The sequence below is a fragment of the Shewanella sp. NKUCC05_KAH genome (assembly GCF_019345585.1).
Taxonomy (GTDB): domain Bacteria; phylum Pseudomonadota; class Gammaproteobacteria; order Enterobacterales; family Shewanellaceae; genus Shewanella; species Shewanella oncorhynchi.
Genome location: NZ_JAHKQZ010000012.1, coordinates 1 through 17,256, shown reverse-complemented (window position 1 = coordinate 17,256; position 17,256 = coordinate 1). Strand labels below are relative to the sequence as shown.

Genomic DNA, 17,256 nt, shown 5'->3' with positions numbered 1-17,256 from the left:
TATGGATATGCTTTTATTTCCTAACTGGCTGTTATTTGCAGGATTATTTTTATTTTTAAAAATTTATAATCCAACACGTCTTTATCTTGATAATTCTACGGCACTTGCTATTGCTGTTGGACTTGCAATTGTTATAGATTCTAGTGATTTAGGAAATATTCCAACTCCTTTTTGGGTATTAAGCGTTATTATTTTTGCTATGTTTTCATCTGTACCTTATTGGCTCAGTGGTATGGTTGGCAGTGTTATACAACAGTTATTATTGCTTAACGAACAGTCTGTACAAGATAAACGTTTTACTGATGAGTCTGAAGCGCTATCTAAGATTAGTTCTTTGATGTTTTTGATGTATGCCTTGGAATCTGGTGTGGTTTTTAGACCTTTGCTGGCGGTGATCTCAGAGAATATTGAACAAGGTGCTAATGTTGGTTTTGATACTTTGTATTTTTACATCACTGATAGCTTAACTATGATGGCTATGGTGACTGGTAAATACATGGTTCTGTTGTTGTGTATTACTATTTGTTGTGGCTATGTTGACCTTTTTTTCAAAAAAGCTTCTTTATCTATTAGTACAACAGCAGATATTAAAGCTATCACCATAATTATTATTCTTAACCTATGGCTGTTACAAGATCAGTTTTATGTTTTTAAACAAATAATGAAAAAGGCAGGGTATGAGTAACATTAATTTATTGAATGTCACATTGAATAGTCAGCAAATTAAAACCACTTCAGAAAAGGATGCCCTTCAGTTTGAGTCAGAACTCAAAGCTGCTGGTGAAGTACATTTAAGTGAACAATTTTCTGATAGCCAAGTAAAAGTACACGCTAGTAAGCAAAATGATTATGTTACTGAAGAAGAGTTTACGATGAAAATAGTAGAGCAAGCCATTATTAATCAAAGTATCAGACAAATGAAAGTTAGTCAGGAACGTATGAAGGAGATACTTGATGAAGTCTAGAATCTTACTTATTTTCCTTTTGTTTACGGCATTTACTTGTCAGGCAAAGGTATTTATCAAGCAGTCTGATATCGATTTGAAAGGCGCCTTGGCGGCAATAGCTAAGGATATGCAGCTAAAGTTAGTTGATGATATTGAAGAAAAAAAGGCTAAACAGCCTATTACTCAAACACTCTCTGGTGACGGTCTCGATTTGTTGGACCAGCTTTCTGATGTTTATGATTTTGATTGGTATGTATATGGCGGGACACTAACGGTTCACTCTGGTCAGGCTTATATAAATCATGCATTTAAACCCAGAAATATTACACCAGCTAGCCTGCTTAAAGAATTAAAGAGTACGTTCAGAGCCAATAATACGACGAAAATTGAACTCGTGGGCAGTGGCAACTCTATCTTTATTTCAGGAACACGCAAGTTTGTTAATGACGTTGTTGTCTACTCTAATATGATTGATAAAAATCAGTTTTTAGAGAATGGTAATAATTTGGAATTGGCACGGATCGAGTTTGATTATATATCTGTTATGGATCGCCAAATTGATTCATATGACGGTAATGTTATTTTTCCTGGTGCGCAGTCTTTAATCTCATCGGCAATTGAGAAAATTGGTCAGTTTGAGAATATTAGCGATGGAGAAATGGTTAAGCGCGCTTATAAACTAAAACTTAACCAAAATGATAAACAACAGCTTGAAGAGGATGAGTTTACCTCTAAAGTCCAGGTATTACCTGGAAGTAATGCATTGCTAGTTCGTGGTACCCCTGAGGAGATCCAGTTAGCTAAGCGTATTGCCACTCTTATTGATGTTAAACGGCAGCAGTTGCTATTTTTCCTTCGGGTTTATGATGTTTCGGTAGAACGAACTGAAGCACTAGGTGTTAATAGTTCATGGTTGAATGGCAGTCGAGGTCTGTACGATATTATCGTTCCACCCTTTACGGATACAGTAGATTTTTTCAAAAATTTTCAAGCTTTGTATACTAATAATATGGCTAGAGGAGTATATGAAACTAATCTCTTAGTCTTAGAGAACCAGCAAGGGCATTTTGGTAAAAAAGAAACGGCTACAGTTGTACTTATATCTGATAAGCAAGTATCAACTCAAAAAATTGAGGCCGAAAATAGTTTGTATGTCACTGGCCGTTTATTGCCATCAGGAAAAGTGCAGGCGAAATTTAGCTATATAGAAGAGTCACTGAGTGATGATAAGACAGAAGGCGGAGCGACTCAGGCGCCTAGAGTTAACTCTCAATCTTTGACATCAGAAGTCTATATTGAACCAGGGCAGACCGTTATTCTTGGAGGATTTGACAATACAGTGACTGATAGTGTCGAGAGTGGTGTCCCTATCCTTTCAAGTATTCCTTGGTTAGGTGAATTATTTAAGAGTAAGAAGGAAACTAAACGTAAATATAAACGTTACGTATCAGTGTCATTTAAGGTTATCTAGTCATGATCAAACATTTTTTTAAGGTTAAAGAATCTTATCAAGATACAGTGATTTGTCATGTCAGTATAAATACTTTTGTGGGGCAGGAGTGCTTCATTATCACAGTCGCTAATGAGCGTATTCGTGGTGAGATAATGAAAATTACTGGTAAAAGAGTAGAAATTAAGTTGCTCCAGCCTGGGGCTATTCAACGGGGAAGTAAAGTTGAAATTACCCCACGGCGCTTCTGTTTCCCGCTGAATGAAACCGCTCTTATTGGTAAGGTCATTAATTGCTATGGCGAGTCATTGTATGGTGAACAATATTTGGGCGGTGAGGGTGATTACTATGATCTACCCATTATCGATAAGCCTATACCGCTTAATATTCGCGCACCAATCGACACTGTCTTTCCAACAAAAATTAAAATTATTGATGGCTTATTCACCATTGGAGTAGGGCAGCGTTTGGGCCTATTTGCCCCCGCAGGTGCTGGCAAAACTACTACGGTTTCGATCATGGCAAATAACATGGATGCCGATGTGGTGATTTTCGCCATGATTGGTGAGCGTGCAAGGGAGGTGGTTGAGTTTTTGGAGGGGGAGATTGGTCCTGCTGTGATTCAAAAATCGATCACTATAGTGTCTACATCCGAAGCAAATCCGTTGGAGAAAGTGAGATCGGGTTTAGTCGCTGTATCTATTGCTCGGCATTACATGGCTCAGGGCAAGAAAGTGGTGCTCTATTTCGATTCATTGACACGTTTTGCACGTGCACAAGCCATGTTAGATGGTACTCCCATCGAGGGCGGAATTCCGATCGGAGTCTCTTTGGCACTGTCACGACTGGTAGAGAATTGTGGTAACTCTATTCATGGCTCAGTGACTGGAATTTTTACGGTATTGATTGAAAAAGAAATTGATGAAGATCCTATTGCACATGAAGTTAAGTCACTGATTGATGGACATTTGGTCTACTCAACGACAATTGCTTCTACTGGCCGTTATCCTGCTATTGATGTACTAAAGAGCAAGAGCCGTCTACAAAATAAAGTTCAGGATCCTCAATATGTAAGTCTTTCTGAAAAGTTCAAAGATATGGTGTATCGCTATTTTAATGTTGAATTGTTAATCCGAGTCGGCGAGTACGAGAAAGGTAACGATTTGGCGACCGACGAAGCGATAGAGCGCTTCCCATATATCATGGAGTTTTTGAAGCAAGGTTACGACGGGGTCGAATATGAAGAAACCCTCCAAGCAATGGATCGAATTTGGTCAACTTATTGATGTAGTTGACATCAGAATTGGCAAGCAACAACGTAAATTAGCCAAACTAAATTTGAAGCATCAAGAGCTATTGGATTCGATAGAGGCCTCATGGGCATTAATCGCCAATGAGCAACAAAAGTTAAAAAGTCTAGTCGTTAAAGACGAATTAAATGGGCTTTCTCGTTTGTTTCAGCGAAGAGAAAGCGTTAAGTCTCATATCGAGTCTTTATTCTTCGATGCGTCTGTGACCCAGCAAAATGCTAATGAATTAGCTGCCGAGATTGCCCTTGTTATCGCTGAAAAGCGAAGGCAAGAAAAACGAAAGGACGCTTTAGCTGAGATCCAAGAACAGTTAAGAGATGAGTGACAAAATGACAAAGATGGATAGACTTGCCCCAGTTGCCCAAATAGCCTGTTTGAGCCCAGTAGAGAGCGAATTTGAACAGCTTTTGAATCTATCAAAACGGCAGGCTTCTTCTCATGATGCATCAACATTTGATGGTGAAAAGGAGGCCATTGAAAGCCATGAGGCTGAGCATGAAGAGGGTTTTATTTGGGGGCATGTTGTACCTGTCACGGCTTATGTACCACTTCGGCAGCATATATTTTCGGCGAGTAAAGCTATCAGAATCCATTCGTCTGATGCAGTTAGTGGCAGTCGGCTTAAACTAGAGACCAGTGAACCATTGGCAAATGTGGCTAATTTGCAGCGGCCTAGACGTGCAATACCAGTAGCGAATCATGTTCAATCTCAGTTAAAAGTGAGCAACACTGATGAGGTTGCGATGAATACCCAGGTGTCATCTTCAACGGTGCCAGTCAGCAAGTCTTTGAACACAGCTCAGTCAACAGTAGGTGCGGATAAGATTACGCTCCCTCTGAGGGCAAAGTCTGAACTTTCTCAGCCATTACTCAAGTCGTCACTAATAAAGCAACCTACTACGGCAATGGGGTTTGAGTCAGTAGTGAATGCTCAAGTGTTAGAGGCGCCTGTCGGCAAATCCTTGATAGTAGAGCGCCCAGTTGTGAATTCAGAACAGGCTACGCGCTCACTGACGCGATTACCTCAATCTATTGCGGCAGTGCCTCAACCGACTCAGTCGTCACCAATTAAGTCGCCACTAATAAGTCAGCCGCCCGCTGTTATCGGACGAGAGTCTGGCGCGAATGCTCAAGTGTCAACGACGCTGGTTGGCAAATCCTTGATAGTAGGGCAACCAGTTGTGAATTCAGAACAGGCTACGCGCTCACTGACGACACCACCCCAGTCTATGGCGGCAGTGCTTCAACCGACTCAGTCGTCACCAATTAAGTCGCCACTAATAAGTCAGCCATCCGCTGTTATCGGACGAGAGTCTGGAGCGAATGCTCAAGTGTCAACGACGCTGGTTGGTAACTCCTTGATAGTAGTGCAACCAGTTGTGAATTCAGAACAGGCTACGCGCTCACTGACGACACCACCCCAGTCTATGGCGGCAGCGACTCTGTCGTCACCAATTAAATCACCACCAATAAGTCAGCTGGCTGCTATGGAGGGGGAGTCTGGAGTGAATCTTCAAAAGCAATCAGAATTAACAGTTGCTCACTCTAATGTACCTGTTTTGGCTCGAGTACAGCGAGAATCGAATGCTAATAAAGGCTTATCCGCCGGAGAGAAGAAAGAAGACCCGGTTATTAAAGCTTTTGTACCAGTTCATTCAAATTTAGAAGTAAAGGAGGGAGGTCAGCACATAAATAAGGTTTTTATTGAGGAAAAATCTTCAGTTTTAGTCACTCAGATGGAATTACCAAGTCTAGGTTCTAAACTTGTGGCGATTGGAGCTGTGAGTGCAGGCATGACTGTCCAACCTGTATTGTCTTCGTTGATGCTGCATTACCAAATCGCACCCGAGTATTTTACCCAATATGCGCAATTGAACACCTATCGAGTATTTTTTCGCAATAAGTACTACGTATTCCAGTTTGAGGATAACAAAGTGACTAACTTTCTTGAGGATTATTATGACCGTCATTGATGTCACAGCGGCATGCTTAGACATTCTCAAGAGTGCGATTATTATTTTTTCGCTTAGTTTTGTCGTCACGGGAGTTATTGTCGGTCTGTTGCAAACTGTGTTTAGTGTGCAAGATCCAGGCTTACCTATGGCGGCTAAATTAGTTGTATTTATCGTTTTACTTACACAAGTTGGCGGTGGGATTTATGATCAATTCCATCTGCTTTTTGGGCAACTCTAACATTGAATAGTTAAATATTAACTTTTAAACGGAAGGTATTATGAAAAAACTCAGAGAAATTGTTTATAAAACACTCGTAGATGATTTTAATGTGTCACCAAGCTTATTATCTCGCATCGAGGGTGATGATCCTATCGCAATCGAATTGAATGGCGGAGAGGAGATATTTGTTTATATAAATGATAGAACATTGCAAACTTTTATTGAAATCCCCTTGCGTGATCAACGCATGCTTAAAAATAAAGCACCTAAAATAATAGAGAGTCTCATGTCTGATGAAGACGTTTTCTTCAATATAAAGAAAGAGAAATTAACAGTAGTGACAGAGTTTTCCGCAGATATCGCTAATGTAGAACGAGTGTTGGCCGGTAAGCTGAAACTGTTCAATAACATGGTTGCATATATCAAAGTCTAGCCAGTAATTTACATCATTATTCAGGAATGAAATTTCTGCAGTTGATGATTCAAGAGGAATGATTTAGTTAATTTTAATGTTCTTTCATTATTATCTGTTCATCAACTGTCTCCAGTATATCCGACTAAGCTGGCTCCATAATGCACTGAAAAAGTGGCTATTGATTCTAAATCCAATGCAACGCGTGTTCGTCATATGACTAATGGTGTCACCTATAGCCCTTTTAGCAATGAATTGTTAGCCCAAAAGCTTACCCGATAAAGTATTAAGAATATTTATATTGTAGGCCATAGCGAAGCTGTTCGACTACAAATGACTTACTTAGAGAAGGAAAGGTGTTGAAGTTTGGGTAAAGCGTAAAACTGAAGCCGATAAATACTTTCCTAAAGCGCATATATTTGGATATGACGGGTTAGGAGTTTAACTAATAACTCGGGGTCTATTGATTAACTCATTGTATTAAAAAGTTATTTTTAAACTCGTGTTTTTTCACTTTGATTCCAGTTTGTTCATTTGCTTGCTAACGATAGCAGCGGTTAAATATCAAACATTGTGAAGCGTATTGATTTAAAGAGTTGTTTAGAAATGGTAGATCTTAATGTACAAGCGATACAACCTTCTGTATTTGAAGATACCTTTAATAATATTGGTGAAGGTTTTCAAGAGATTATGAATAATTTACAGAAGATAAATGATGGCAAAACGATTACCTTGCAGGATACGTTGGCCTTACAACAATCGGTATTTCATTACAGCATGTATCAGGAAACAGTAACTAAAATTGCTTCGAAGTCTGCCACTGCAATAAATGATGTCATGAAGGCCCAGTGATGAAAAAACTGTACTGGATAGTTTTTCTTGTACTCTTTGGATGTAATGATCAGGGCCGAGTAGAAGTTGCCAATTTTGATTCCGCTGATGCAGCTAATAAAGTGGTTGTTCTGCTGGCCCGATATCAGGTTTCCGCTTCTTTATCTATTAGTAAGGATCGTCATCTTGTCTATGTTGATAAAGATCACTTAGCTCAGGCGAGAGAAGTGTTAACAAAATTCAATTTCTATTTTGAACGAGAAGATCTCAATGATCTGCTTGAGTCAAAATTTGCTAGCTTGAGTAAGTTAGAGATAGTGAAGGGAAACTTGCTTGAGAGCCGCGAAATATATAACAAAATTAGTGTTATTCCCAATGTGCTACGGAGCAGTGTTATCGTCACTGGGGAAAAAAATAAGCGAGTCTCGGTTATTATTTTTAGCTTTGATGAAATCGAACGTGAAAATAAGTTGAATATTGAGCGTTTTTTGAAAGGCTTAGTTTCAGAGTTGGATACATTAACTGTCAGTTATTTTTTTCAGAATACGGGTAATGAAAAAGTATAAAAAACTTCATCAAACATACTTACATTATTTACTGGTCAATCGGCGACTTTCCCCGGATCAATATAGTGTGCTTACATCACTAACCGAGAGTGAGGTACAGGTATGGTTTACACCTAGACGTTCAAAAATTACTGCTTTAGTGAAAGCATTGGGTAGCGTAGTCATATATCAAGCTCGCAAAGGTGACGCGAGTGATCGCTCTTGGCTGCTGAGCAAGCAATATCTCAATCAAAGTCAATATCTCTGGTCAAGTACGCTAGGAATTAAACTCGATTCTAATGTGTCAAAAAATATGTGCACCCAAAAACTTGGAGTAGCATTATTGGCTATTCACAATCCACGTCATGCCATCATTTGGGCTTTAAGACTAGGTATATCACTGCCAGAATCCATATTAGCAGTAAAATCTTCTACTAGACTTGATGCCTTTATCTTACAAGTCGCCAAGGATACAGATATCGAACTCAGCGGCGGGTAAAATAACCGTTAAAATTGGATTGAATTTATATGAAAAAAAATACAATACGCCCAGGTGAAACCTGTGATGACTTTTTTGAGCTATTGAGTGGCACAGTCATTGAAAAAGATATTGCAGCTATGCGTAAGTCGCAGAAAATCACAATAACTCAACTAAAATCAATTTATGAATTAGGGGTTAAGTTTTATACTGACTTCCAATTTAAGGAAGCTGAGATTGTTTTTTCTGCCTATGTTGGTTTAAATCCGTATGATCATCGAGGCCCAGGATGTCTAGCTGCCATTTTTTTGGAAAAAGGGCAATTTAAAAAAGCTTTGGAAGTGCTAAACATATTAAAGACTTTCCCGACAAATGATCTAGATGAAACTATTCTCAACATTTCTTTGTGTCATTATAAGTTAAATGAATATACCGAGGCTAGTGTTACCTGGCTTATTGTAAAAGAAGATAATTTAAATGATTTCTATCTGCAACGATATCATTATCTTAAGTCGCAGCTGAGCCCGTATTTACCTTAATTATAGATAGTATTGCAGAGTCAATATGAAACAACCATTTGAATCTAAGTTTTTTCTTGAGATATAAGCCAATTTCATGACTCACACATTTAGCTGTTCTGTGTGAGTGCATTCCCAACCTGTACCATCAAGAGGATACAGGATTCTTAAATTGTAGAGACTCTATAAATGATAGTGAATAATGCACGAGTGTTATCAGATGCGCTAAATTTTGAACAAAAAAGTTCATCTTTGACTGATGCCGATAAAAAAAATCTAAATGATATAGAAAAGTTAGTTAAGTCTGCCTCCCAGCAAGAAGAAAAAACAAATAAAGCTCTGCCATTTACTAAGAGTGAGCCATCTCCATTTCAGACGCTTGCTACTTTTGCTGCCCATCAGAAAGAAGTTGTACGCTCAATGGTTGGCTTGAGCTCTGAAAGCGCGATCGCCTCTGCTTTGGCGGGAAGCATTGAAGCTTATGGTAAACAATTAGCACATATACAAGGTTGGACAACTGGCGGTCTGCCGATGTTCGAAAGTGCAATGAGAGAAATGTTCGAAGGTTTTCTGAAAGATGGTATCACAGGTAATGAAATTGAAGATTTATTTCAGCTAGCCATTATGGATTACATTTCACACTCAGCTGACTTTCCAGATCTCACGCCACAGATGATGGAGGACATGATGCATTTTTTAGAGAGCACGGGTTCTGGTTCACATGGATATCATGAGGGCTGGAATGGACAGAAATTCGCAGATAAAAGTACAGCTATCTTTGACTTTATGTTGAAAAATGCTCCGAAAGACAGCCTGTGTAATGAAGTACTGACATTTTTAAAAGATAAACAAGGCGCACCATCTGCATTAGTCGACCACTTTAAAAATAATTTTGAAAATAAATATTCGTTTATTGGTGATGCTGGATATCCAAGTGATGCAGGTGTCTCGCCTATGTTACGTATGGCACTAATGGCTGCCTATTTAAATAAGTATCCTGACGTAACGCAAGATACGATAAATTTATTTCTCACTGGGTCAGTGGGTGAGTTGAATGACTTTATTAAAAATAATACACCGGGCGGAAGTTATACATCTGCTATGGATTTTCTCTTTAAAAATGATGGTCACGGGGAAGATAGCGGTTGGCGTGAAGTCACTCAAAATGGGCATAAGGTGATTGATTGGGAGGGGGTTGGATTGGATTCCGGTTATTTTAAAGATATGTATACCGACTTTCCACCACGCGAGTTAACCGATGAAGATATTAAAGAAATTAACCGTATCGGCGATCAAGTGAAAATGATCCAGCAGACCCTTAAGTACTGGATTCAGATCTGCCGGGATGAACTCATGGCATTTGCTAGAAATATCTAACAATCAACAGGGAGTTTGCTATGAGTATTAATGGTGTTTCTGGTCTTCAGCCCCAGTGGACAGTGCCGTCTACAACCGAAAATGCACCACTTAAAGCTATGGTGCCTGTCGCGAATGAATCTAAGTTGGCGATTGCTGACCGTGCGCTCGCCTCACTCGATGTCGAAACGGGGGATGTAACAACGCTATTAATGGTTGCGGCGCAGCAGAAACAAGTGGTGATGGCTATGGCGGGCCAACATTCCGAGGCCGTTATTGCTTCGGCTCTTGCGACGAGTATTGAGGGCTATGGAAGTCAATTAGACATCGTTAATAAGTGGACCAGCGGTGGAAAACCTGCATTCGAGGCCGCCATTATGCAGATGTTTACTGCTATGAAAGAGGGCGGGATTAACGGAATTGAGTACGAGAACATGTTCCAGCTGGTGCTGCTCGATGTGTTGAGTAATAGTAAAGAGTACGGTTTAGAAGACGCTAACTTCTTGAAAGAATTGGGGACTCTACTGGAAAAAACTGGTAGTGGCAGTCATACCAATTGGGATTTTACCCCTGAGCAATTGGGGGCGAAGGTCAATAATGTTTGGAGTACTCTGAATAGTGCGATTCAGGGGGGGAAAATTCCAACGGATAGCATTGCTTACCAAGCTATGTCAGCTATGAGTGGCGGCAATATCTCATCGACGACGCCCACAGAGTTATCGAGTCGCTTTACCTCGTCTGTGTATAACGATCCCAATGCCGGTGGCTGGATCACCAGCGGCCTTAACGATATTAGCCCTATGGCAAGAATTGTGTTGCTGAGCGCGTTAAACGGTGATCAAACAGTATCGGCAGCCGAGGTCGAGACCATTCTCACTGGCAGTAAAGCAGAGGTTGATGGACTACTCACTAAATTAGCCAATATGGATGCGATGGCGTACTTATTCAGTGCTAAGTGTCCTGGTTGGCAGAATTCGTCGGACACAAATAAGCCTTTACCACCTGGAGTGACTCAGGCCTTCGATTATGACGGAACGATTCAGGCTCAATATTTAACAGATCTTTATAAAAACTTCTCGCCTAGACAGCTTACTGATGAAGATATTAAAGAAATTAACCGTATCGGCGATCAAGTCAAGATGCTGCAGCAGACCCTTAAGTATTGGATTCAGGTCTGCCGTGATGAGCAAATGGCATTCGCAAGGAACATCTAAAGAGTCGTGTTTGTATTAAGTACAAAATAGAAGGGCATGGTAGCACTGGGAACATGCCGCTCGCATCGCGAGAATTTAGATGTGCAAGCTCACTTCAGTAACTCTGATAGTGAGTGCGCATCTATTCCCAGTATCGTCACATGAAAGGAAATAACTATGAGTACATTCATGATTACCGTCGCTGCGCCAAGCATTATTGGTACAGTCGATGAACAGAGCCAGAGTGTTCAGCGCCAAAACACTGCTGCGACAGAATCGGCTAAGCCGAATCAACCCTTACCAGGCAATACGATTGGAGTGTCCGATAGTCAGCTCTGGCGCATGGTGCAAGAGAGTATGAAACTGGCCGCTGAAGCGTTTTCTGGTACCGGTAAAGAAAACTCTGAAGCGAAAAAAACACTGATAGATATTCAAAAAAATACTCAGATCGATGCGCTTAAAGAGCGTATGGCGCAGATTGAAGAACAGAAGCAAGCCCAAAAGAGCCAAGGCATTTGGGGCAAGATTGCTATGGGATTAGGTTTTCTTGCGGCAATTATAATGGCGCCATTCAATCCTGTTATGGCTGCAGTGATGATTGGTTTCATGATTGCTTCGATCGTATTGCCTAAAATTGTCGATAAGATTATGGAAGCCGCAGGTGTCTCTGAAGAGATCAGGGGCTATGTATCAATGGGATTAGAGATTGCTATTGGCATTATCAGTATGGTGGTCAGTTTCAATCCTGGGAACATGATGGCGACTGCGGGTAAGGCTGTTGCGAGTGGGGCTGCGAAAGTCGCAACTATGGTTGATAAGGCTGTCGACGCAGTTAAAACGTTGAAGTCATTCAGCACTATATCGACAAAAATTCAGGGTATGGTCAACAAAGTTATGAAGTTGATTGAGCCTTTGCTCGATAAGATTAAGTCATTTGCAAGTGGTGGCGAAAAGCTGACCTCAAAGATTGCTCAAGCAAGTTCGGTTACTTCAAATGCAACTTCAGTCGTGAGTAGCGGTTACGCGATTAAGTCTGCCGACATTACAAAAGATCTTGAGATTGCTAAAGCAAACCAAGAGGAGTTGGAAACACGTATCCAGCAAATCTTGACCATGCTTAATCAGGCGTTGCGTGCGGTAAGCCATGCTTTTGAATCACTTTTTAAAGTTAATAGTGATCAGCGCGAATACAACGACAAGATTATTTCAATCAATATGTAAGAGGAAGCTAATTTATGAATTTAGTACAAATGAGTGCACTGTCACTACCATCGACAAAATCTGAAGAGACTTCTTCTGTTAATAATCTCAAGCCGATAGATCAAAAAGCATGGGGCAGTTATGAAAACTCATTGAAAGAGGCCAACAAAGGCTCGGTATCAATGGCTGATTTACTGGCACTTTTAGCACAAATTATCGAGTCGTCTCAACAGGTTCGCGCTCAAGTGATGAAGAATCGCATTGGTGAAGCTGTTGCTACGTCAGAGTTGGCGACTATGCTCGCGCAAGATAAATCTCAAGATGCCAAATTACGCTTCGGTATTACCTTAGCGTCATCTGTGGTTAACATGGGAATGACAACTGCAGCAACTGTTCGAATTGGCCAAACTAAAACGCTGAAGGATAAACACTTATCCAAAATGGGCGACCGAGGGGCTGCGGATACAGGAGGAGTCAAGTTATTAAAAACGACGGATCTTGAGTCTGGTAAAGTCACTAATGTTGATAAGTCTCCTAAAGTCTCAGATCTAACAGCAAAAGAGCTTAATCAATACAGTGCTAATCTTCAGCAGCAGCGTACTGCCAAGTACAACTCTGTCACTCAAATGGGTGGAATGGCTGATGGTATGGTTGGCAATGCAAATGAAATTCAAAATGCTGAACAGGTGAAAGTACAAGAAGAGACTCAAGCGAGCAAAGACTTGAAAGAGAAGTTTGATGCTCAGCTTGATCAATATATTCAAGATCTGACTGCTGAAGCGGTGAAGTTAAATGAGATCCTTGAAGCTGTAGCGAAAGCGAGTTTAGTGACTAACCGATAATACGGAGCAGAGCGAGTCTAAGCTCGCTCTGATTAACTATGCTTCGACCCGTTTCTTTTGCCGTGACACAACGCACCGAAAAAATTTCGGATATTAACCGAACTCAAAAGGCTGGTGACCACCGCCAGCCTCGCCGAGTAAAAGATATAAAGCAAGTCGACAAGCGAACTAAAAAATATCCTCGTCTGTTCCGGGTTAAACGTAAAAATTTAACATTGGATCAGCAAAGGCAATTTGCTCGACAGCTTAATAGCTATCAGCTCAAGGCGTTACGCGATTGGCAAGGTTTCTCTGATAATTTACTCGATGTTAAATCATTAAATGATGCTCAACTTTGGATATTACATGCGGCAGAGCACTGTGAGCACTTATATCCATTAACGTTAAGAAAGCAACTTAAAAAATATATTGCAGATGTTAAGTCCTCCGCAGGGAATATGGATGCGAATAGCAGCACGGTGCAGCAACTTGTCGCTTATGAACATAATTTAGATGGTTTACTGTCATTATTGGCTTTATGCCGCCGTTACTATATTCAAGAGTAAAGTATAAATGCCTAAAAATAATCGCCATATTCGTATCTCGCATTGTCATTTACAGGGTAAAACACTTGATCCTTATCAGTTATTAAAGGCTAAGTCAGAACGGCTTAGTTGGAATAGATTATCTGATGTGGAGATATATACCGATAAACAAGCGGTAATCGAATGGTTTGCTATGTTGCGCGATTATTCTGAAACAACAGTTAAAGCGATTGTGGTAGAAGGGATACTAGATAGTCAATTTCATAAAATTACCTTTATTTTAACATTAGTACAAAGTGTTGATTTTGAAGAGGTGACTTCGAAAGATGCTTATCAACAGCTTTATGACTTTGTTTGCAAAACACCTGCTGGAATACGTGATTGGATCGATGATATAGATTTTAAAATGAGTATGGATGTATTAGCACTGTTATCCAGGAATCGGTGAAATATATGAAACAAGAGCGCGTCACTCTCATGCCAAAATATGAGATGAAACCAGCAATGTACCGAGCAGTTAATCAGATTGCTGGGACAACTTTTAATAATCAAGAGATTAGAGTTGATGTGGGGGCTGTATGTCATCGATTTCAGCAGCAGGATTTCATATTACTCAGCTTAAAGCATGTTGGTATCGAGGCTGAACTATATGTTTCTTTATGCGAAGCAGGCAGGTTGCTCGGTTTGGATGTGAACCATCTCGAACAGGATTACTTATCCTATGTAATCACTCAAGTCTTAAGCCAGTATGGATTAGCGTTTAAATCATATCCTGAGATGGATATAGATGAGTTGCCTCTGTTAATGAGTTGCAAACTTATTATAGGAGATTTCAACATATCTGCATTGTTAAAAGTGGATACACTCATTATTGATGTTAACTATTTGAAAACTAGTTTATCTTCATTACCGAAAACGTTAGCTCTGATGGCATCTTGTACTATGTTTAAAACTAGTCTTAGTGTTGAAGAAATATTGTCGTTAACTAATAATGACCTTGTATTGGTTTGTCCAAAGTAAATGAAAACTAGAACGTGTGACTACATTCAACAATTTTTACAGCGCCTCGAAAAAAATGAGGGTGTTATTTTTAGAGATTACCCAGACAATCTATTGCTGCCAGTTTTTCCTTTTTTCCAGTTAATACATCTCGTTAACTTGGAGGCCGTTATTGATCTTATTTTTCAATTTGAAATGGCCTCAAAAGGTGTATTTATTCGTGTTGATGGATTTCTTACTCTCACAATAGCTGAGCAAGATTATTCCGAAGATAATGTGAGACGGTTAAGCATTAATTTATTTGAAAAGATGAGATTTTAATATGGCACTTAATCCAGCGTTGACTCGTAGTACTTCTATGCCAGAGTTATTACGTTTAGACCGTGAGGCTCTACCTAGGAATATAGCACGATCTACCTCTTTATTGGACGTTAGAGCTCCAACACTTAGATCTGCGGAACCTCAAACTCCAGAGAGTGTCTCTACTGCCCCTAGTATTTTGGAGACGGAAGAGCCTCATTCTAAAGCTAAGCCTAAAAAGATTAAAGAAAGCACTAAAAAATCAAATAGAGTGAGCACAGAGAAAAAGGCTAAGTTTCATTTGGCTGCTATCGCCGGTGCCGTAACAATCGGTACTGTGTTAGCTCCCTTCACCTTAGGATTTAGTTTATTACCGACGGTATTTGTAGTGATGTATGGTAATGCATCTGCGATAGCTATGTATGGTGGCTCCCAATTTGTCGCTGGCGATAAAGAGAAGAAAAAAGCCCCGCTTGAGCCGCCTAAAGTTGATGCCCCCAAAGATTTACCAACTAAGCGCCCTTTTCATTTACCTCCCCTGGCCGAGCTACCGGAACCTAAGCATACAGAAGATGTGACGGACAAAGACACCGAACGCGGAGATGTTTTTAATAACTGTTTTAACAACGTTAATAACTTTCATAACAGTTGGTATGTCTTTATTAACTCTTCCAAGGATCCAGACATTAATCTGGTTTCAGAAGATCAAGTTAAGACCCCTAACGAGTCGCATGTTAATAATATCGGCACGCAAACAACTGATGCAACATCGATCGGGCGGGTCACGTTACCCTTTGCTGATGCTGCTGAAGTCACTGTTGTCGAGACGCCAGTTAAGGAGCGTCAAGCGCGATTAAAGACGTTAATATCTGAGTGCCAAGAGCAAGCAGATCCGCAGCTGGTAACCTTATTCAATTTACTTCTAAGCGGGGATGATGCATGTGCTCAAATGGTCGAAATAAAAGGGAAAGATGGTGCTACAGCGTATGCTGTTATTCCTAATAGTGAATCATTGGTTATTGATGAACACGATCGTGCGACGGGATCCGATTTACCTAGGCCTTTAGCAGGTACAACAACGAAAACCACAACGCCAGTTGCGACGCAAACGGACGATACCCCTGCGACAGTGACGGGCAACGGTTCGCCATCGATAACTGATGATGGCACGCAAACCGATGTTCCGACAGCCGTCGCAGAAACACCGACGAATGGGGGGACACCTGCTCGTCCACCTGTTGCGGCGAACACCATAAACACACCTTCAATGTCACAGACGGATGGCGTGCCTACGGAAGACATCCCTGCGACAGAAGTGCCTGAGGCGAATGCTGCGCAAGGATACACTGGCCGTAAATGGGAGGTGAGTAGTTCTACACCAGTAAATCTGAGTCAGGGTGCGCAAACGGGCAGCAATTACACCCCAGGACCTAGACGTAATCTTGGTACGACACTTGGTGCAGAGCCTGATTCTGCGGCAGGTAATAGCAATGGTACAACCCCACCAGTGACGGGCAACGGTTCGCCATCGATGACAGATGATGGCACGCAAACCGATGTACCTATAAATACAGGTACGCCGGCTCGTTCGCCTGTCGCGGCGAAGACCACAAACACGCCTTCAATGTCACAGACGGATGGCGTGCCTACGGACGATACCCCTGCGACAGTGGTGCCTGAGGCAAATGCTGCGCAAGGATACACCGGCCGTAAATGGGAGGTGAGTAGTCCCACCCCAGTGAGTCTGAGTCAGGGTGCGCAAACGGGCAGTAATTACACCCCAGGACCTAGACGTAATTTGGGGACAACCCCAGATGCAGCACCGAGTGCAGCGACTGGTCATCCCGGTGGTCCCGCGGTTGGCAATGACAGAGGTACAACCCCAGCGGTAACGGGCAACGGTTCGCCATCGGTGGCGAATGTGACAGATGATGGCACGCAAACCGATGTTCCGACAGCCGTCGCAGAAACACCGACGAATGCGGGGACACCAGCTCGTCCGCCTGTCGCGGCGAAGACCACAAACACGCCTTCAATGTCACAGACGGATGGCGTGCCTACGGAAGACACCCCTGCAACAGAAGTGCCTGAGGCGAATGCTGCAAAAGGATACACTGGCCGTAAATGGGAGGTGAGTAGTTCAACACCAGTGAATCTGAGTCAGGGTGCGCAAACG

19 protein-coding genes and 1 pseudogene are annotated in these 17,256 nt (G+C 41.3%); all 20 read left to right on the top strand.

Annotated features, from left to right (window positions below; translation table 11 throughout):
* Position 1 precedes the first annotated feature (1 nt).
* On the top strand, positions 2 to 685 hold the full coding sequence (locus KO533_RS12045) for a type III secretion system apparatus protein VscT2 (protein WP_219254328.1): 684 nt from the start codon (positions 2 to 4) through the stop codon (positions 683 to 685).
* On the top strand, positions 678 to 965 hold the full coding sequence (locus KO533_RS12040; RefSeq protein WP_173248293.1) for a hypothetical protein: 288 nt from the start codon (positions 678 to 680) through the stop codon (positions 963 to 965). Before KO533_RS12045 ends, KO533_RS12040 begins: the two co-directional genes overlap by 8 nt.
* Entirely contained in the window at positions 955 to 2,418 is a 1,464-nt protein-coding gene (locus KO533_RS12035; protein ID WP_168826338.1) for a secretin N-terminal domain-containing protein, read from the top strand. Before KO533_RS12040 ends, KO533_RS12035 begins: the two co-directional genes overlap by 11 nt.
* Positions 2,419 to 2,420: 2 nt before the next feature.
* On the top strand, positions 2,421 to 3,683 hold the full coding sequence (gene vscN2, locus KO533_RS12030) for a type III secretion system ATPase VscN2 (RefSeq protein ID WP_168826340.1): 1,263 nt from the start codon (positions 2,421 to 2,423) through the stop codon (positions 3,681 to 3,683).
* The gene (locus tag KO533_RS12025) at positions 3,637 to 4,032 is read left to right on the top strand and encodes a hypothetical protein (protein WP_173497860.1); all 396 of its coding nucleotides are present in this window, start codon (positions 3,637 to 3,639) and stop codon (positions 4,030 to 4,032) included. Before vscN2 ends, KO533_RS12025 begins: the two co-directional genes overlap by 47 nt.
* Positions 4,033 to 4,036: 4 nt before the next feature.
* A complete protein-coding gene (locus KO533_RS12020) occupies positions 4,037 to 5,680 on the top strand; it encodes a hypothetical protein (RefSeq protein WP_198572422.1) in 1,644 nt (547 codons plus the stop codon).
* Positions 5,667 to 5,900, top strand: coding sequence for a flagellar biosynthetic protein FliQ (locus tag KO533_RS12015; protein WP_173248286.1), 234 nt, complete (start codon positions 5,667 to 5,669; stop codon positions 5,898 to 5,900). The genes KO533_RS12020 and KO533_RS12015 overlap by 14 nt, the downstream gene beginning before the upstream one ends.
* Before the next feature lie 40 nt (positions 5,901 to 5,940).
* Positions 5,941 to 6,315 carry a hypothetical protein gene (locus KO533_RS12010; RefSeq protein ID WP_173248284.1) on the top strand — a complete coding sequence of 125 codons (375 nt, stop codon included), beginning with the start codon at positions 5,941 to 5,943 and terminating at the stop codon, positions 6,313 to 6,315.
* Positions 6,316 to 6,867: 552 nt separating this feature from the next.
* Positions 6,868 to 7,146 carry a type III secretion system inner rod subunit SctI gene (sctI, locus tag KO533_RS12005; RefSeq protein WP_263162474.1) on the top strand — a complete coding sequence of 93 codons (279 nt, stop codon included), beginning with the start codon at positions 6,868 to 6,870 and terminating at the stop codon, positions 7,144 to 7,146.
* Positions 7,146 to 7,691, top strand: coding sequence for a type III secretion protein (locus KO533_RS12000; protein ID WP_173248282.1), 546 nt, complete (start codon positions 7,146 to 7,148; stop codon positions 7,689 to 7,691). Before sctI ends, KO533_RS12000 begins: the two co-directional genes overlap by 1 nt.
* On the top strand, positions 7,678 to 8,169 hold the full coding sequence (locus KO533_RS11995) for a regulator (protein ID WP_219254325.1): 492 nt from the start codon (positions 7,678 to 7,680) through the stop codon (positions 8,167 to 8,169). Before KO533_RS12000 ends, KO533_RS11995 begins: the two co-directional genes overlap by 14 nt.
* Positions 8,170 to 8,198: 29 nt before the next feature.
* Positions 8,199 to 8,687 carry a regulator gene (locus KO533_RS11990; RefSeq protein WP_173248278.1) on the top strand — a complete coding sequence of 163 codons (489 nt, stop codon included), beginning with the start codon at positions 8,199 to 8,201 and terminating at the stop codon, positions 8,685 to 8,687.
* A 168-nt stretch (positions 8,688 to 8,855) separates the two neighbouring features.
* The gene (locus tag KO533_RS11985) at positions 8,856 to 10,043 is read left to right on the top strand and encodes a hypothetical protein (protein WP_173248276.1); all 1,188 of its coding nucleotides are present in this window, start codon (positions 8,856 to 8,858) and stop codon (positions 10,041 to 10,043) included.
* A 20-nt stretch (positions 10,044 to 10,063) separates the two neighbouring features.
* Positions 10,064 to 11,236, top strand: coding sequence for a hypothetical protein (locus KO533_RS11980; protein ID WP_198572420.1), 1,173 nt, complete (start codon positions 10,064 to 10,066; stop codon positions 11,234 to 11,236).
* Between the two features lie 156 nt (positions 11,237 to 11,392).
* Entirely contained in the window at positions 11,393 to 12,436 is a 1,044-nt protein-coding gene (locus tag KO533_RS11975; RefSeq protein ID WP_173248272.1) for a VspD, read from the top strand.
* A 14-nt stretch (positions 12,437 to 12,450) separates the two neighbouring features.
* On the top strand, positions 12,451 to 13,257 hold the full coding sequence (locus tag KO533_RS11970; RefSeq protein ID WP_173248270.1) for a type III secretion system protein: 807 nt from the start codon (positions 12,451 to 12,453) through the stop codon (positions 13,255 to 13,257).
* A 38-nt stretch (positions 13,258 to 13,295) separates the two neighbouring features.
* Positions 13,296 to 13,802: a hypothetical protein gene (locus KO533_RS11965; RefSeq protein ID WP_168826357.1), complete on the top strand. Its 507-nt coding sequence runs from the start codon at positions 13,296 to 13,298 to the stop codon at positions 13,800 to 13,802.
* Positions 13,803 to 13,809: 7 nt separating this feature from the next.
* Positions 13,810 to 14,229, top strand: a complete 420-nt coding sequence (locus KO533_RS11960; RefSeq protein WP_219254323.1) for a hypothetical protein — start codon at positions 13,810 to 13,812, stop codon at positions 14,227 to 14,229.
* 5 nt (positions 14,230 to 14,234) lie between these two features.
* Positions 14,235 to 14,801 (top strand): hypothetical protein, encoded by a 567-nt coding sequence (locus KO533_RS11955; RefSeq protein ID WP_219254320.1) that lies wholly within the window; start codon positions 14,235 to 14,237, stop codon positions 14,799 to 14,801.
* Between the two features lie 550 nt (positions 14,802 to 15,351).
* Positions 15,352 to 17,256, top strand: a pseudogene (locus tag KO533_RS11950) (hypothetical protein); the annotation flags it as partial.

Excerpts from the sequence above, each read along its gene's own strand:
- KO533_RS11965 (WP_168826357.1), top strand. The coding sequence starts at position 13,296 with ATGCTTCGACCCGTTTCTTTTGCCGTGACACAACGCACCGAAAAAATT.
- KO533_RS12040 (WP_173248293.1), top strand. The coding sequence starts at position 678 with ATGAGTAACATTAATTTATTGAATGTCACATTGAATAGTCAGCAAATT.
- KO533_RS11960 (WP_219254323.1), top strand. The coding sequence starts at position 13,810 with ATGCCTAAAAATAATCGCCATATTCGTATCTCGCATTGTCATTTACAG.
- KO533_RS11980 (WP_198572420.1), top strand. The coding sequence starts at position 10,064 with ATGAGTATTAATGGTGTTTCTGGTCTTCAGCCCCAGTGGACAGTGCCG.
- KO533_RS12015 (WP_173248286.1), top strand. The coding sequence starts at position 5,667 with ATGACCGTCATTGATGTCACAGCGGCATGCTTAGACATTCTCAAGAGT.
- KO533_RS12035 (WP_168826338.1), top strand. The coding sequence starts at position 955 with ATGAAGTCTAGAATCTTACTTATTTTCCTTTTGTTTACGGCATTTACT.
- KO533_RS11985 (WP_173248276.1), top strand. The coding sequence starts at position 8,856 with ATGATAGTGAATAATGCACGAGTGTTATCAGATGCGCTAAATTTTGAA.
- KO533_RS11990 (WP_173248278.1), top strand. The coding sequence starts at position 8,199 with ATGAAAAAAAATACAATACGCCCAGGTGAAACCTGTGATGACTTTTTT.
- KO533_RS11975 (WP_173248272.1), top strand. The coding sequence starts at position 11,393 with ATGAGTACATTCATGATTACCGTCGCTGCGCCAAGCATTATTGGTACA.
- vscN2 (WP_168826340.1), top strand. The coding sequence starts at position 2,421 with ATGATCAAACATTTTTTTAAGGTTAAAGAATCTTATCAAGATACAGTG.
- KO533_RS12000 (WP_173248282.1), top strand. The coding sequence starts at position 7,146 with ATGAAAAAACTGTACTGGATAGTTTTTCTTGTACTCTTTGGATGTAAT.
- KO533_RS12025 (WP_173497860.1), top strand. The coding sequence starts at position 3,637 with ATGAAGAAACCCTCCAAGCAATGGATCGAATTTGGTCAACTTATTGAT.
- KO533_RS12020 (WP_198572422.1), top strand. The coding sequence starts at position 4,037 with ATGACAAAGATGGATAGACTTGCCCCAGTTGCCCAAATAGCCTGTTTG.
- KO533_RS11955 (WP_219254320.1), top strand. The coding sequence starts at position 14,235 with ATGAAACAAGAGCGCGTCACTCTCATGCCAAAATATGAGATGAAACCA.
- KO533_RS12045 (WP_219254328.1), top strand. The coding sequence starts at position 2 with ATGGATATGCTTTTATTTCCTAACTGGCTGTTATTTGCAGGATTATTT.
- KO533_RS12010 (WP_173248284.1), top strand. The coding sequence starts at position 5,941 with ATGAAAAAACTCAGAGAAATTGTTTATAAAACACTCGTAGATGATTTT.
- KO533_RS11995 (WP_219254325.1), top strand. The coding sequence starts at position 7,678 with ATGAAAAAGTATAAAAAACTTCATCAAACATACTTACATTATTTACTG.
- KO533_RS11970 (WP_173248270.1), top strand. The coding sequence starts at position 12,451 with ATGAATTTAGTACAAATGAGTGCACTGTCACTACCATCGACAAAATCT.